At 72.0% G+C, this 15,626-nt stretch carries 7 protein-coding genes; 4 read left to right on the forward strand and 3 right to left on the reverse strand.

Annotation, left to right across the window (positions count from 1 at the left end; genetic code table 11):
* Positions 1 to 38: 38 nt before the first annotated feature.
* The 3 genes from ACWGDB_RS39340 to ACWGDB_RS39350 all read right to left on the reverse strand — a co-directional run bounded on the left by ACWGDB_RS39340 (position 39) and on the right by ACWGDB_RS39350 (position 6,250).
* Entirely contained in the window at positions 39 to 1,589 is a 1,551-nt protein-coding gene (locus ACWGDB_RS39340; protein WP_453826860.1) for an alpha/beta hydrolase, read from the reverse strand.
* 135 nt (positions 1,590 to 1,724) lie between these two features.
* On the reverse strand, positions 1,725 to 3,272 hold the full coding sequence (locus tag ACWGDB_RS39345) for an alpha/beta fold hydrolase (protein WP_453826861.1): 1,548 nt from the start codon (positions 3,270 to 3,272) through the stop codon (positions 1,725 to 1,727).
* A gap of 152 nt (positions 3,273 to 3,424) precedes the next feature.
* A complete protein-coding gene (locus ACWGDB_RS39350) occupies positions 3,425 to 6,250 on the reverse strand; it encodes a lysylphosphatidylglycerol synthase transmembrane domain-containing protein (protein WP_453826862.1) in 2,826 nt (941 codons plus the stop codon).
* Positions 6,251 to 6,436: 186 nt separating this feature from the next.
* On the opposite strand from ACWGDB_RS39350, the gene ACWGDB_RS39355 reads away from it, so the two are divergent.
* From ACWGDB_RS39355 to ACWGDB_RS39370, 4 genes are all read left to right on the forward strand, one after another.
* Positions 6,437 to 6,844 carry an MGMT family protein gene (locus tag ACWGDB_RS39355; RefSeq protein ID WP_453826863.1) on the forward strand — a complete coding sequence of 136 codons (408 nt, stop codon included), beginning with the start codon at positions 6,437 to 6,439 and terminating at the stop codon, positions 6,842 to 6,844.
* A 257-nt stretch (positions 6,845 to 7,101) separates the two neighbouring features.
* Positions 7,102 to 10,494, forward strand: a complete 3,393-nt coding sequence (locus ACWGDB_RS39360; protein ID WP_453826864.1) for an ATP-dependent helicase — start codon at positions 7,102 to 7,104, stop codon at positions 10,492 to 10,494.
* 114 nt (positions 10,495 to 10,608) lie between these two features.
* Entirely contained in the window at positions 10,609 to 14,148 is a 3,540-nt protein-coding gene (locus tag ACWGDB_RS39365) for a UvrD-helicase domain-containing protein (RefSeq protein WP_453826865.1), read from the forward strand.
* Positions 14,149 to 14,158: 10 nt separating this feature from the next.
* A complete protein-coding gene (locus tag ACWGDB_RS39370) occupies positions 14,159 to 15,562 on the forward strand; it encodes a dipeptidase (RefSeq protein ID WP_453826866.1) in 1,404 nt (467 codons plus the stop codon).
* The last annotated feature ends 64 nt before the right edge of the window (positions 15,563 to 15,626 follow it).

Genomic DNA, 15,626 nt, shown 5'->3' on the forward strand with positions numbered 1-15,626 from the left:
GCTTCGAGCACCACGGGTGCTCGAAGCCCCCGCCACCGTCATGAGCAGACCTTGCCGTCCTTGGGCACCGTCCCCTGAAGCAGGTACGCGTTGATCGCCGAGTCGACGCAGTCGCTCCCCTTCCCGTACGCGGCGTGGCCCTCGCCCTTCCAGGTGAGCGTCACACCCACGCCCTTGCCGAGTTCGTCGGCCATTTTCCGGGTGCCCTCGTAGGGCGTCGCCGGATCGCCGGTGTTGCCGACCAGCAGGATCGGTGCCGCACCCGGCGCGCTCACCTCGGGGGTGTCGTACTGTCCGGCCACCGGCCAGTCGTGACACCAGCCCGCCGTGTCCCAGCCCAGCATGGGGCCGAACACCGGTGAGACCTTCTCGAATCGTGGCAGCAGCTTCCTCGCCTCCTCGGCGGTGGGGCGCTGCTTGTCGTCCAGGCACGATATGACCCGTTGCGAGTGGGTCCCCGTGACGTAGTGCCCCGACGGGTCGCGGTCGTTGTACTCGTCGGCGAGCGCCAGGAGTGCCGAGCCGTCTCCCTCCTCGGCCGCATCGAGCGCACTGGTCAGCGTCGGCCAGCTCGCCTCGCTGTACAGCGGCCTGAGGAGACCGGTGAGCGCGAGTGCTTCCGTGAGCTTCCGCTCGGATCCGGTCGGGAGCGGGCTCTCATCGATCCGCTTCAGCAGGTCCACGATCTCCTGCGTGCCCTCCTCGGCACCCCGGCCGGTGGACTCGAGGTAGTTGTTCAGCGCGCGCTGGAAGCCCCTGGCCTGGTTCTCGACGTGCCCCGACGCGTCGGCGCTCGGGTCGGAGACCGCGTCCAGGATCAGCCGCCCCACATTCTTCGGGAACAAGTGGGCGTAGACGCCGCCGAGTTCGGTGCCGTAGGAGATGCCGAAGTAGTGCATCTTCGGATCGCCGAGGACCTGGCGCATCAGGTCCATGTCGCGGGCGGTGTCGGTGGTCGACACATGTGCCATCAGCTTCCCCGTGGACTTCCGGCAGCCCTGGCCGAAGGCGGTGGCATCCCGGAAGTAAGCCGTCTCCTCGGCCGGGGTGTCCGGCGTGATGTCCACCGACTCGGCGGCCTGGATCTCCTTGTCGCTGCGGCATCGGACGCCCTCGCTGGCGCCGACGCCGCGCGGGTCCCAGCTCACCAGGTCGTACCGCTCGGCCAGTTCGGACGCGTTCGAGGCGTACCACGGCAGCGTGGACACTCCTGAGCTGCCGGGGCCGCCGAAGTTGAACAGGAGCGAGCCGATGCGGTCGTCGCCGCCCGCCTTGGCGCGGATCAGGGCCAGGTCGATCGTCCTGCCGTCCGGGTCGGCCCAGTCCAAGGGCGCCTTGAGCGCCGCGCACTGCCACTCGTCGCCCGGCGCGGGGGCCCCTCCGGCGGCCTTGCACCGCCCCCAGTCGAGTTTCTGCGAGGTCAGCGAGGCCGGCAGTGTGGTCGCCGAGCCCGTGGAGGAGCCTGGTGAACTCGCGCCACTGGTCTCCCCGCCGGCCTCCGTGCCGTCCGGCGACGAGCCGCCGCTGCAGCCCGTCGCCAACAGCAAGGCTGCGGCCGTCAGAGCCGTCCACCGTACGAAACGCGCCATGCCACTTCCCCCCTCGCGGGCCGTCCGCACTGTGCCGCGGATGGCGATCAGGCCATAGTAGGCGGATCACGAAAACGCCGTCGGAGCCTGTGGATAACTCTCTGACCTGCTGTTTTTCTGGGCTCTCGGTGCGGCTCAGGAGCAGACGGTCCCGGCCGCCGGCACCTTCCCGTCCAGCAGATATCCGTTCACCGAGTCCTGCACGCACTTGCTCTTGCTGTTGTACGCCCCATGCCCCTGCCCCTTGTACGTCAGCTCGACGCCCACCCCTTCGCCCAGTGCCTCCACCATCCGCCGCGCGCCTTCGTACGGGGTGGCCGGGTCGCCCGTGTTGCCCACGACGAGGATCGGCGCGGAGCCGGGCGCGCTCACGTCGGGATGGTCGGCGGCGCCCGGCACGGCCCAGTCGGTGCAGCTGAGCATGGACCAGGCGAAGGCGTCACCGAACAGGGGCGAGGCGGCCCGGAACTCGGGCAGCTTCTGCTCCACGTCCGCCGGGGTGTACCGAGGTTTGTCGTCGGCGCAGTTGATCGAGATGTTGGCGGCGGTGATGTTGCTGTACTCGCCGTTCTCGCTGCGCCCGTTCAGCGAGTCGGACAGCAGCATCAGAATCCTGCCGTCACCGTCGTACGCCTGCTCCAGCCCCTCGGTGAGGTACTGCCAGAGGTCCTGCGAGTACAGCGCCTGCGCGATTCCGTTGGTCGCGGCGCTCTGGGTCAGCTCGCGCGGGAAGACGCCCTGGATCGGCTTGCTGTCGAGGTCCTTCAGCAGCTTCCCCATCCGGTTCTTGACGTCCTGTGCGGTGTCGCCGATCGGGCAGTCCTCGACCTTCGAGGTGCAGTCCTCCGCGAAGTTGTCGAGCGCGAGCTGAAAGCCCTTGACCTGCCCGAGTGAGCCCTGCTCGGAGTTCTGCGTCGGGTCGACCACCGCGTCGAAGACCGCGCGGCCGACGTTCTTGGGGAACAAGTGGGCGTAGACGCCGCCGAGTTCGGTGCCGTACGAGATGCCGAAGTAGTGCAGTTTGTCGTCGCCGAGCACCTGGCGCATCAGGTCCATGTCGCGGGCCGCGTCGGTGGTGCGCACATGCGGCAGCATCCCGTCGGAGTTCTCTTCACAGGCGTCGTTGAACTCCTTGGTGCTGTCCACCAGTTCGGTCCGCTCTGCGGCGTCGTCCGGCGTCGTGTCCTGCTGGAAGTAGGCGTCGAGCTGCTGGTCGTTCTCGCACAGCACCGGCGCGCTGCGGCCGACTCCGCGCGGGTCGAAGCTCACCAGGTCGTAGCGGGTGCGCAGCTTCTCGTACCCGTCGCCGAAGGCGGGCAGCGTGGTGACGCCCGAGGCGCCGGGCCCGCCGAAGTTGAAGATCAGCGAGCCGATGCGCCGGTTCGGGTCGCCGCTGGACTGCGCCCGGATCAGCTCGATGTCGATCGTGTCGCCCTTGGGGTCGTCCCAGTCACGGGGCGCCTTCATGGTGGCGCACTGCCATGAGTCGCCGTCCGGCAGAGGCGACGGGCTGCCCGCGCCGCCCTGCGCCTGGGAGGGTGCCGGGCAGTCCTTCCAGCTCAGCTCCTGGGCCGTGAGGTCCTCGTCCCCGGAGCCGTCGTCGCTGCAGCCGGCCAGGAAGGCGGACAGCAGCAGGGCGGCGGCGGTCAGGGCAGCGGCGCGCTTCCGGGGAGGGTTCGGCATGGTCCCATCCTGCGGTCGTACATGGTGGGGCGCTCGGGGCGCGGTCCGTACGAGGTACGGCTGCGCCTCACCCGCTTACGTGCCCTTACAACGTACGACGCCCTGGTCCTTGCAGGGCAAGTCCGCGGGCCCGCAGGACAAGTCCGCGCGTGTCAAAGCGCGCCCTTGCGGGTCAGGTGGTTGAAGGCAAGCCAGCCCGGCAGCACCGGCAGCCACAGTGTCAGCAGCCGGAACAGCAGCACCGACGGCGCGGCGACCTCGCTGGGCAGGCCCACGGCGATCAGACCGACGGTCAGGGTGGCCTCCACGGCGCCGACGCCGCCCGGGGTCGGGGCCGCGGAGCCGAGGGCGTTGCCCGCGAGGAAAACGACAGCCACGCTGGCGAGGCTGATCGAGGTCCCCTCGCTGCCGAACGCCCTGATCGAGGCGTCCAGGCACATCACGAAGCAGGCGGTCAGCAGCAGCATGCCGCCGATGCCGGTGACCAGCTTCTGGGGCCGCTGAAGCACGTCGAGCATGCGCGGCACGACACCCGCGAACAATGACCTCACGCGCGTGACGACGAATTTCCGCAGGAACGGCACCGACGTCACCACGAGCACCAGTACGGCCACCGTCAGCAGACCCGCGATGACGGTCCGGGACGGCGACAGCGACGGCGTCTTCTCGGTGCCGGTCAGATAGCCGAAGGCCAGCAGCATCAGGATGTGGCAGCCGAGCCCGAACAGCTGCGAGGCGCCGACGCTCGCCACGGCAAGTCCCGGCCGCACTCCCGCGCGCTGCAGGAACCGCGTGTTGAGGGCGACGCCGCCGACCGCGGCCGGCGCGACGATCTTCACGAAGGACCCGGCGACCTGCGCCGACACGGTCCGCCGGAACGGCACCCGCTCGGGCACGAACCCCAGCAGCGCCATCGCGGCCGCGAAGTAACTGGCCGCCGAGAACAGCACGGCCGCGGCCACCCAGCCCCACTGGGCGTTGGCGATGAGCGGGCCGAACTCGATGTGTGTGAGCTGCGTCAGCAGGAAGTACGCGCCGATGGCACCGGCGATGAGGCTGATCAGCGTGCGCGGCCGGACGCGCTCCAGTCGGGCGGGTTCGACGGGTGCCTGCGGCCTGATGAGCAGCACCTCGTGACGGATCTGCGTGAGCAGATCCTCCTCGCGAGCCTCGTCCAGGGCCTCGTCGATGGCCCGCTTCTCGGCCCGTGCCTGCGCCCGTACGGTCTTCTTGTCCTGCTTCTCCGGCTTGTCGAGCTTCTTGTCGAGCTCCTCGTCCGGCTTGTCGAGTGCCGGCCCGCCGTCGTCCGTGGCCTCCTCGCTGCGCGCGTGCTTTGCGTGCCGTGAGGCCTCCAGCACCGCTTCACGCTCGCGCTCGGCCCTCTCGCGGGCGAGTCTGCGCAGCGTCGCGCGCGTGGAGCGGCTCAGCGCGATGGGCTGCAGCATCGGCAGACAGTCGGCCACGGCGTCCGGACCGAGCACGCCCACCGCCGAGGCCACCGCGCGTTCGGCGCCCACGCGCAGGCCGAGCGTCACCAGCAGCTGGGAGATGTCCATGCGCAGCAGCAGGTTGTTCGCCGCGATCTCGCCGATCCGCAGGTCGGTGATGATCACCTTGCCGGAACGATCCACCAGAATCGCGTCGCCCACCAGCCTCCGGTGGGCGATGCGGCGGGACTGCAGCGCCTTCACCTGGAGCCAGGTGCCGCGCAGCAGGTCGTCGGTGATCTCCTCGTCCGGCAGCGAGTCCAGGGTGTGCCCGCCGGTGTGCTCGTAGACCAGCATCACGGCGTCCGGGCCGAGCTCGGAGGTGGCGATCAGCTTGGGCGCGTTGGCGCCGGCCGCGATCGCCGCGTAGGCGAGCAGCGCCTCCTGCTCCAGGGCCTGGCGCAGCGACTGGAGGCTGCTGCGGGTGGCGAAGCCGCGCAGCGTCAGATTGCGCCACGCGCGGTAGAAGAAGCCCTGCGCCTGCTGCTCCCGGTCGACCACCGTGACATCGAGCGGGGGACCCTCCTCGAGGGTGACGAAGTAGCGTCGGCCGCGGTCGCCGGACTCCTCGGACACCTCCTCGCGGGCCGCGCTCACCGGGCGGAAGCCGACGTGCCTGAGGCCCGCCATCAGGGTCCGCCCCGTGGGCCGGACGTTGGGCGAGCCGACCGCGTACAGCGTGCCGTAGGCGACGGTCCAGCCGATCAGCAGTGTCAGGAGGATCGAGAACGGCGTGGTGTAGCCGGTGACCAGCATGGAGAAGGCGTACAGGACCAGGACCGCCCACAGGACCGCACGCCAGCGGGGTCTGCGGGACATGCCCACGGCCGTCATGTACGCGATGACCGGAGCGAGGTAGCCGTGCACCGGGTCGGTCAGGGAACCGACGTCGCCGGGGGAGGGCTGGGTGAGCGCGTCCCGGATGGAGTCCGGGGCGGCCCGCGCGACCCACAGGTCGGTGGCGAGCGTCACGCCGTGAGCGAGGACGGCGGCGAGGACGCCGTCGGCGATGCGCAGCCCGTCCCGCTTGATCAGGCGCTCGATCGCGAAGGCGACGGGCACCAGCAGGATCGCGATGCTGGACACGAGCCCGGCGATCTTGCTGAACAAGTCCGGTGCCTGCCCGGTGCCCTTGTTGATGTCCTGCTCGAGACCCGAGGTGGTGCCGTGCGCGAACGCGGCGATCGCGAGCAGCAGGGCGATGCCCAGCACACCCACGAGGAGCCGCATGAGGTCGGAGGGACGGTGCACGCGCGCGGGGAGCAGGGGTTCGTCGCCCTCGACCTCGTCGGCGTGCACCTCTTCGAGGTCGTACCCGGCCTTCCCCTCGACGGCCTTGCGGCCGGCGTCGCTCGCGCCGGCGCCCTTGCCGGGCCCGTCCTTCTTGCCGCCGTCGCCGGAGTCCTTCTTGTCGGCGTTCGCGGTGTCCGGGCGCGACGAAGCGTCAGAGGTGCTTTCCGCGTCCTCCGGGTGCACACCCTGCTGCTTCATCGTCTCTTCTTGGTCTCGTATCACCAGTCACCGCCCGCACGATGGTGGCATGCCCCACCGACACACGGGGGCATCAGGGTGCAAATGCGGGGGCGCACAGTCTGCCCGAAGCTTCGTCTCCGGGCGAGGCATACGCACAGTGGCGAGCGCATCACATTGTCGGTGGGGTGCGGCAGGATGGGCCGGATGAGCGAGGAGAGCCTTCCGGACGACACCCGCCCGGAGTACGACCGGGCCCGCCCGGAGCACGCGGACACGCTGCCGGAGTACGCCGAGCGCGTACTCGAGGTCGCCGACCTGATTCCGCCCGGACGTGTCATGACGTACGGAGACGTCGCGGAGTGGCTGGAGCAGGGCGGTCCCCGGCAGGTCGGCCGGGTGATGGCCCTCTACGGGGGCGCCGTTCCGTGGTGGCGGGTGGTCCGCGCGGACGGGGCCCTGCTGCCCGGCCACGAGCTGCGGGCGCTGGAGCACTACCGCGCGGAAAGCACACCGCTGAAGGAGGCGAGCAGGGCCGCCGAGGGCCACCTGCCGCGCCTCGACATGAGACGGGCGCGCTGGGACGGCGGCGAACGCGCACAGGGTCACACCTGACAGCTTCCGCCATCGGACGGCCCGCTGTGTGACCTGTGATCCGTACGGGGGAAAGGGGGCACGTCCGTGGCATGACGTACGTTCGTGAGTCGAGGGACGCACGTGCCACGAGTGGCCGGAGGGATGAACCGGAAGCCCTGCTTCCGCGCCACCCCGCGGCGTAGCGTCGGCTGCACGTGTCGCCCTCACCTCGCAGCCACCGCCCTCCACGCGCGAGGGGCGACCCACCAGTACACCCACCAGGACCGGCGAACCACGTGAGCTCCTCTTTCTCCACCAGGCGCCTGTCGCACCCCCAGGTGCGACAGGGGGCCCGTGGCGCTTACCGGCTGGTGCGTACCCCGCCGGTCCGAGTGGCTCCCCCTCGTCTTGACGCCGCACAGCGCGCCGTGGTTGACCATGCAGGCGGTCCGCTTCTCGTTCTCGCAGGTCCGGGCACCGGTAAGACCACCACGCTCGTCGAGTCGGTGGCGGAGCGCGTCGCCCGCGGCTCGGACCCCGAGCGCATCCTGGTGCTGACGTTCAGCCGCAAGGCTGCCGTGGAGCTGCGCGACCGGATGGCGCTGCGCATCGGGGCGGCGCGTGCGCCCCGGGCGACCACGTTCCACTCGTTCTGCTACGCACTGGTCCGCGCCCACCAGGACAGCGATCTGTTCGTGGAGCCGCTGCGGCTGCTGTCCGGCCCGGAGCAGGACGTGGCCGTGCGGGAACTGCTCGCGGGTCAGCCGGACCTGGAGCGGCTCGGCCTCGCACATGTGCGCTGGCCGGACGAGCTGCGCGCCTGCCTGACCACCCGTGGCTTCGCCGACGAGGTCCGCGCGGTCCTCGCCCGCAGCCGCGAACTGGGCCTCGGCCCGGACGCCCTGGACGCCTTCGCCCACCGCATCGGCCGCCCCGACTGGCGCGCTGCGGCGTCCTTCCTCGCCGAGTACCTCGACGTGCTCGACATGCAGGGCGTACTCGACTACGCCGAGCTCGTCCACCGCGCGGTGCTCCTCGCCCGCCGCCCCGAGGCCGCCGAGCGGCTCGCCGCGCAGTACGACGCCGTCTACGTCGACGAGTACCAGGACACCGATCCGGCCCAGGTACGGCTGCTGCACGCCCTTGCCGGCGGCGGACGGACCCTCGTGGCCTTCGGCGACCCCGACCAGTCGATCTACACCTTCCGGGGCGCCGACGTGAACGGCATCCTGGAGTTCCCGCACGCGTTCCCGCGCGCGGACGGCCACCCCGCGCGCGTGGAGGTCCTGCGCACCTCCCGCCGCTCCGGCGCCGCCCTGCTGGCCGCGACCCGGCTGCTGACCCAGCGCATGCCGCTGACCCGCCTGCCGGCGGACAAGGTACGCGCCCACCGCGAACTGGCGCCGGTCCGTGAGGGCGGCCGCGTGGAGGTCTTCACTTACCCGACGCCGGGCACCGAGCTGGACAACGTCGCCGACATCCTGCGCAGGGCGCATCTGGAGGACGGCGTTCCGTGGGGTGAGATGGCCGTACTGGTGCGTGCCGGGTCGCGCACGATCCCGACCGTGCGCCGGGCGCTCACGGCGGCCGGGGTGCCCCTCGACATCGACGGCGACGACCTGCCTCTTAGGCATGAGCCGGCGGTGGCGCCACTGCTGACGGCACTGCGGGCGGTGGCCACGGCCGAGGCTGCCCTGACGCCCGAGTCGGCCGACGGGGGCGTCCTGCGCGAACCCGAGGGTGACGACGTACGGCCGCAGGACGGCGACGCCCTCGGCGACGACTCCACGGACGAGCCCGCCACCTCCTGGCTCGACACGGAGACCGCCCTGACCCTCCTCGCCTCGCCCCTCGCGGGCATGGACGCCGCCGACCTGCGCCGCCTCGGACGGGCCCTGCGCGACGAGGAGCGGGTCGCGGGAAATCCCCTGCCGCCCCCCTCCGACGACCTGCTCGCGCGGGCGCTCGCCGAGCCGGAGCGCCTGGCCGTGCACGACCCCACATACGCGCGTGGCGCCCAACGCCTCGGCGCGCTGCTGCGCAGGGCCCGTGAGCGCCTCGCGAGCGGCGGTACGGCCGAGGAGGCGCTGTGGGACCTGTGGGAGGGCACGCCGTGGCCCACGCGCCTGGAGCGGACCGCCCGCCGCGGCGGCGCCGCGGGCCGCAACGCCGACCGTGACCTCGACGCCGTATGCGCTCTGTTCGCGACAGCGACCCGCGCGGAGGAGCGCACCGGCGGGCGGGGCGCCCTGAACTTCCTGGAGGAGATCGAGGCCGAGGACATCGCCGCAGACACCCTCACGCGGCGTGCCGTACGCCCCGACGCCGTGCGCCTGATGACCGCGCACCGCTCCAAGGGCCTCGAGTGGCGCCTGGTCGTCGTCGCGGGCGTCCAGGAGGGCCTGTGGCCGGACCTGCGCCGGCGCGGCTCCCTCCTGGAGGCCGACCGCATCGGCCGCGACGGACTCGCCGAACCGCTCACCCCGGGCGCGCTGCTGGCGGAGGAGCGCCGCCTGTTCTACGTCGCCGCCACACGCGCGCGTGAACGCCTCGTCGTCACCGCGGTGAAGGCCCCGGCGGACGACGGCGACCAGCCCTCCCGCTTCCTGACCGAACTCGGCGTGGAACCGAGAGATGTGACCGGCCGCCCCCGCCGCCCGCTGTCCGTCGCCGCGCTCGTCGCCGAACTCCGGGCGACCACGGTCGACCCGCGCGCGTCGGACACCCTCCGGGAGGCCGCCGCCCGCCGCCTGGCCCGGCTCGCCGCGCTCGCCGACGAGGACGGCCGCCCACTGGTACCCGCCGCGCACCCCTACCGCTGGTGGGGCATGTTCGAGCCGACCGAGTCCAAGGTGCCGCTGCGCAACCGCGACCAGCCCGTCGTGCTCTCCGGGAGCGCCCTCGACCAGCTCGCCAACACCTGCGCCCTGCAGTGGTTCCTGGGCCGCGAGGTGAAGGCCGACGCGCCCGCGACGGTCGCCCAGGGCTTCGGCAACGTGGTGCATGTCCTCGCCGACGAGGTCGCCTCCGGACACACCCCGGCCGACCTCGCCGTCCTCATGGAGCGGCTCGACTCCGTGTGGAACGCGCTCGCCTTCGACGCGCCGTGGAAGTCGGCGCAGGAGAAGGACAACGCGCGCGTGGCGCTCGAGCGCTTCCTCAAGTGGCACGTGATGGACCGCGCGGGGCGAACTCCGGTGGCGAGCGAGCACGACTTCGACGTCACCCTCGGCGCGGGCGAGTTCGAGGTGCGCATCCGTGGCCAGATGGACCGCGTCGAGGCCGACGGCGATGGGCGCGCCTACGTGGTCGACTTCAAGACCGGCAAGCAGGCCCCCAGCGCGGCCGAGGTGGCCCGCCACCCGCAGCTCGCCGTCTATCAGCTCGCCGTCAGCGAGGGCGCTGTCGACGAGGTCTTCGACGGCGTACGCCCCGAGCCGGGCGGCGCCGAACTCGTCCAGCTGCGCCAGGGCGCCGCCAAACGCGACGGCGGCGAGACGCTTCCCAAGGTGCAGGGACAGGAGCCCCTGGAGGGCGCCGAGGGGGGGTGGGTCGGTGACCTGCTCGCCACGGCGGCCGGCAAGGTTCTCGACGAACGGTTCACCCCGACCGCGGGCCAGCACTGCACCCACTGTGCGTTCCGGGCGTCCTGCAGCGCGCGGCCCGAGGGGCGGCACGTGATCGAGTAACGCATCGTCAGTATCCGGAGTGACCGATCGCACCACCCGTGCTGACCTGCGTTTCATTCGGTCCGAAGGCTGATCCGGCATCGACTGTCAGTGCCCGCCGCTAGCCTCTCTGAGGTGTCCGCCCGTATCACCGATCCCGAGCAGCTCAAGGAGCTCCTCGGCATCCCGTTCACCCCGGAGCAGACGGCCTGCATCACCGCGCCGCCCGCCCCGCAGGTCATCGTGGCCGGAGCCGGTTCGGGCAAGACGACGGTGATGGCGGCACGCGTGGTGTGGCTGGTCGGCACCGGCCAGGTCGCCCCCGAACAGGTCCTCGGCCTGACCTTCACCAACAAGGCCGCCGGTGAACTCGCCGAGCGCGTCCGCAAGGCGCTCATCAAGGCCGGTGTCACGGACCCTGACGTCATCGACCCGGACAACCCGCCGGGCGAGCCGGTGATCTCGACGTACCACGCCTTCGCCGGCCGCCTGCTGACCGACCATGGCCTGCGCATCGGCCTCGAACCGACGTCCCGCCTGCTCGCCGACGCCACCCGCTACCAACTCGCCGCGCGCGTACTGCGCGAGGCCCCGGGCCCGTACCCGGCACTCACCCGCTCTTTCGCCGACCTGGTCAGCGACCTGCTCACCCTCGACGCCGAACTCGCCGAGCACCTCGTACGGCCCGAGGCACTGCGCGCGTACGACGCCGGGCTGCTACTCACCCTGCAAGGCGCCAAGCTCACCAACGCCGATCTGCGCAAGGTCCCCGAGGCGGCCGCGGCCCGCCGGGAACTGGCCGACCTGGTGCGCCGCTACCGCGCGGCCAAGCGGGAGCGGGACCTGCTCGACTTCGGTGACCAGATCGCGCTGTCGGCACAGCTCGCCGGGATCCCCGAGGTGGGCCCCATCCTGCGCGACGAGTTCCGCGTGGTCCTCCTCGACGAGTACCAGGACACGTCCGTCGCCCAACGCGTCCTCCTGGCGGGCCTGTTCGGGGGCGGCACCGGTCACCCGGTGACCGCCGTCGGTGACCCCTGCCAGGCGATCTACGGCTGGCGCGGCGCCTCCGTCGCCAACCTCGACGACTTCCCCGAGCACTTCGCGCACGCCGACGGCCGCCCCGCCGCCCGCCAGGCGCTCAGCGAGAACCGCCGCAGCGGCGGCCGCCTCCTCGACCTCGCCAACGGCCTCGCCGGGCCCCTGCGCGCCATGCACGCGGGCGTGGAGGCTCTCCGCCCGGCCCCGGGCGCCGAGCGTGACGGCACGGTCCGCTGCGCCCTCCTGCCCACCCATGCCGAGGAGATCGACTGGATCGCCGACTCCGTCGCGCATCTCGTTCGCACCGGCCAGGAACCCGGAGAGATCGCCGTCCTGTGCCGCACGGCGACCGACTTCGCCGAGATCCAGGCCGCGCTCGTCGCCCGGGACATCCCCGTCGAGGTGGTCGGCCTGTCCGGGCTGCTCCACCTGCCCGAGATCGCCGACCTGGTCGCCGTCTGCGAGGTACTCCAGGACCCCGGAGCCAACGCCGCCCTGGTCCGCCTCCTCACCGGCCCGCGCTGGCGCATCGGCCCGCGCGACCTCGCCCTCCTGGGGCGCCGCGCACGGCGGTTGGTGTCCCACGCGCGCGTGGACGGCGACGACGACCCGGACCGCCGCCTCGCCGAGGCCGTCGAAGGGGTCGACCCGGCCGAGGTCATCTCGCTCGCGGACGCCCTCGACACTTTCCTCGAGACGCCGATGGACGGCCACGGTGACGACGACGGGCTGCCCTTCTCGCCGGACGCGCGCGTGCGGTTCGCGCGCCTGGCCACCGAACTGCGCGACCTGCGCCGCTCCCTGTCCGACCCGCTGATGGACGTACTCCACCGCGTCCTCGCCGTCACCGGCCTGGAAGTGGAGCTGTCGGCGTCCCCGCACGCGCTGGCCGCCCGCCGCCGCGAGACCCTGTCCAACTTCCTAGACATCGCCGCCTCCTTCGCCGCCGGCGACAACGAGGCGTCCCTGCTCGCCTTCCTCGGCTTCCTGCGCACCGCGGCCCAGTACGAGAAGGGGCTCGACAACGCCCTCCCGGGCGGCGAGAACACCGTCAAGGTGCTCACCGCGCACAAGTCCAAGGGCCTGGAGTGGGACGTCGTCGCCGTCCCAGGACTGGTCACGGGCACCTTCCCCAGCACCCAGGGCCGCGAGAAGTGGACCGCGCAGGGCAAGGTCCTCCCCCACGAGCTGCGCGGCGACACCGACACGCTCCCGGACGTCGCCTCCTGGGACTCCCGCGGCCTGAAGGCCTTCCACGAGGCCATGAAGGACCACCAGCACACCGAGGAACTCCGCCTCGGCTACGTCACCTTCACCCGCCCCCGCTCCCTGCTCATCGGCTCCGGCCACTGGTGGGGCCCCAGCCAGAAGAAACCCCGCGGACCCTCCGACTTCCTGCAGGCTCTGTACGACCACTGCGCGGCCGGGTACGGCGAGATCGAGGCCTGGGCCGACGAGCCGGCCGAGGACGAGGAGAACCCGGCCCTGCACCGGGAGAACGCCGACCAGCTGTGGCCCCTGCCCCTCGACGGGACGGCCCTGGCCCGACGCCGGGCCGCCGCCGAGACGGTCCTGGCCCACCTGGAGACCCTCACCCGCCACGAGGACGGCCACGCGTCCGTCGCGCACGACCCGGACACGTACGACGATCCGGAGTGGCCTCCGCTGCCGGACGACGACGCGTTCGCGGACGATGTGCCCGACGAGGACGATCCTTTCGCCGACGAGACCTTTGGCGACGAGTCCTTCGCCGACGGCCAGTCGTCCGAGGCGGACCCCGGCAACCGTGACTCCTGGCCCACCGGCCGCCCGACCATCCCGCACCAGGCGACATCCCCGGAGCCCCCTGCCGGACCACCGGCACCCCGTCATCCCACGGAACCGGAACCCCTCACCCCCGAGGAGACCCGCACCCTCGCTTCCTGGGACCGCGACCTCGACGCCCTCACCGGAGAGCTCCTGCGCGCCCGAGCGAGCGTCACCGACGTACCCCTGCCCGCGTCACTGACCGCGTCCCAGCTCATGCGGCTGGCCGCCGACCCGGACGGGTTCGCGCAGGAGCTCGCGCGCCCCATGCCGCGCCCGCCTCAACCTGCCGCGCGCCGCGGCACCCGCTTCCACGCCTGGGTCGAGGCCCGCTTCGAAGAGCTCACGCTGCCCATGCTGGAGCCGGACGACCTGCCCGGCAGCGAGGCCGAGATCGCCGACGAGCGCGACCTGGAGGCCCTCAAGGACGCCTTCGAGCGCACCGAGTACGCGCACCGGACGCCGTACCGGGTCGAGGCCCCTTTCCAGCTCGCGATCGCCGGGCGCGTCGTAAGGGGCCGTATCGACGCCGTCTACAAGGAGGGTGACTGCGACGGGGCGACGTACGAGATCGTCGACTGGAAGACCAACCGGACCCGCACCGCCGACCCGCTCCAGCTGGCCCTGTACCGGCTCGCCTGGGCCGAGCAGGAGGGCGTGCCGCTGGGATCGGTCAACGCCTCGTTCCTTTACGTCCGCAGCGGCGAGGTCGTACGACCGGACGATCTGCCGGACCGGACGGCACTGGAGCGACTGCTGACCGAGGACCCGGTCACGGAGGCGGAGTGTGAGGAACCGCCCACCGAGGATGTCGGTGCGGGCCGATAGGCTCGTGACCATGAGCCAGACCCCGGACAGCGCTGTCCGCACGTACATCGAGCAGCACCGCGCCGCCTTCCTCGACGACCTCGCCGAGTGGCTGCGCATACCGTCCGTGTCGGCCCAGCCCGACCACGCTCACGACGTACGCCGCAGCGCCGACTGGCTCGCCGCCAAGCTCAAGGAGACCGGCTTCCCGACCGCCGAGGTCTGGCCGACGGCGGGCGCGCCAGCCGTCTTCGCCGAGTGGCCCTCCGATGATCCGAAGGCGCCCACGGTCCTCGTCTACGGCCACCACGACGTGCAGCCCGCCGCTCTTGAGGACGGCTGGGACAGCGAGCCCTTCGAGCCCGTCGTCCGCGAAGGGCGCCTCTACGCGCGCGGGGCCGCCGACGACAAGGGCCAGGTGTTCTTCCACACACTCGGCGTTCGCGCCCACCTCGCAACCACCGGCCGCACCACTCCGGCCGTGCACCTGAAGCTGCTGATCGAGGGCGAGGAGGAGTCCGGCTCCCCGCACTTCCGCGCTCTCGTCGAGGAGAACACCGAGCGGCTCGCGGCCGACGCCGTGATCGTGTCCGACACCGGCATGTGGTCCGAGGACACCCCCACCGTGTGCACCGGCATGCGCGGCCTGGCCGAGTGCGAGATCCGGCTGTACGGCCCCGACCAGGACATCCACTCAGGCTCCTTCGGCGGCGCCGTCCCCAACCCGGCGACGGCGGCCGCCCGCCTGGTCACCGCCCTGCACGACGAACACGCGCGTGTGGCGATCCCCGGCTTCTACGACGGCATCGTCGAACTGACCGACCGCGAGCGTGAGCTCTTCGCAGAGCTGCCCTTCGACGAGCAGCAGTGGCTGCGCACCGCAAAGTCGTACGCCACCCAGGGCGAGGCCGGGCACACCACCCTGGAGCGTGTCTGGGCCCGCCCGACCGCCGAGGTCAACGGTATCGGCGGCGGCTACCAGGGCCCCGGCAGCAAGACGATCATCCCGTCCTCCGCCATGGTGAAGCTTTCCTTCCGGCTGGTCGCGGGACAGGAGCCCGACCACATCGAGAAGGCCGTCCGCGCGTGGGCCGACGCTCAGGTGCCCGCCGGTATCCGTTGCGAGATCACGTTCAGCGGGGCCACGCGCCCGTGCCTGACGCCGCTGGACCACCCCGCCCTGCAGTCCGTCGTACGCGCCATGAGCCGCGCCTTCGAGGGCCCGGTCCGCTTCACCCGCGAAGGCGGCTCGGGCCCCGCCGCCGACCTCCAGGACGTCCTCGGCGCACCCGTGCTCTTCCTGGGCATCTCCGTCCCGTCCGACGGCTGGCACGCCCCGAACGAGAAGGTCGAGCTCGATCTGCTGCTCAAAGGCGTCGAGACCACCGCCTACCTGTGGGGCGACCTGGCCGCGAACTGGCGTCATGCGCCCTGACCCACCTGGGCCGTCCGGACGGGCACCGCGCGCGGGGCACACTGAAACGGCCGCCCCGCACCGC

It is taken from the genome of Streptomyces sp. NPDC055013 (assembly GCF_053608645.1).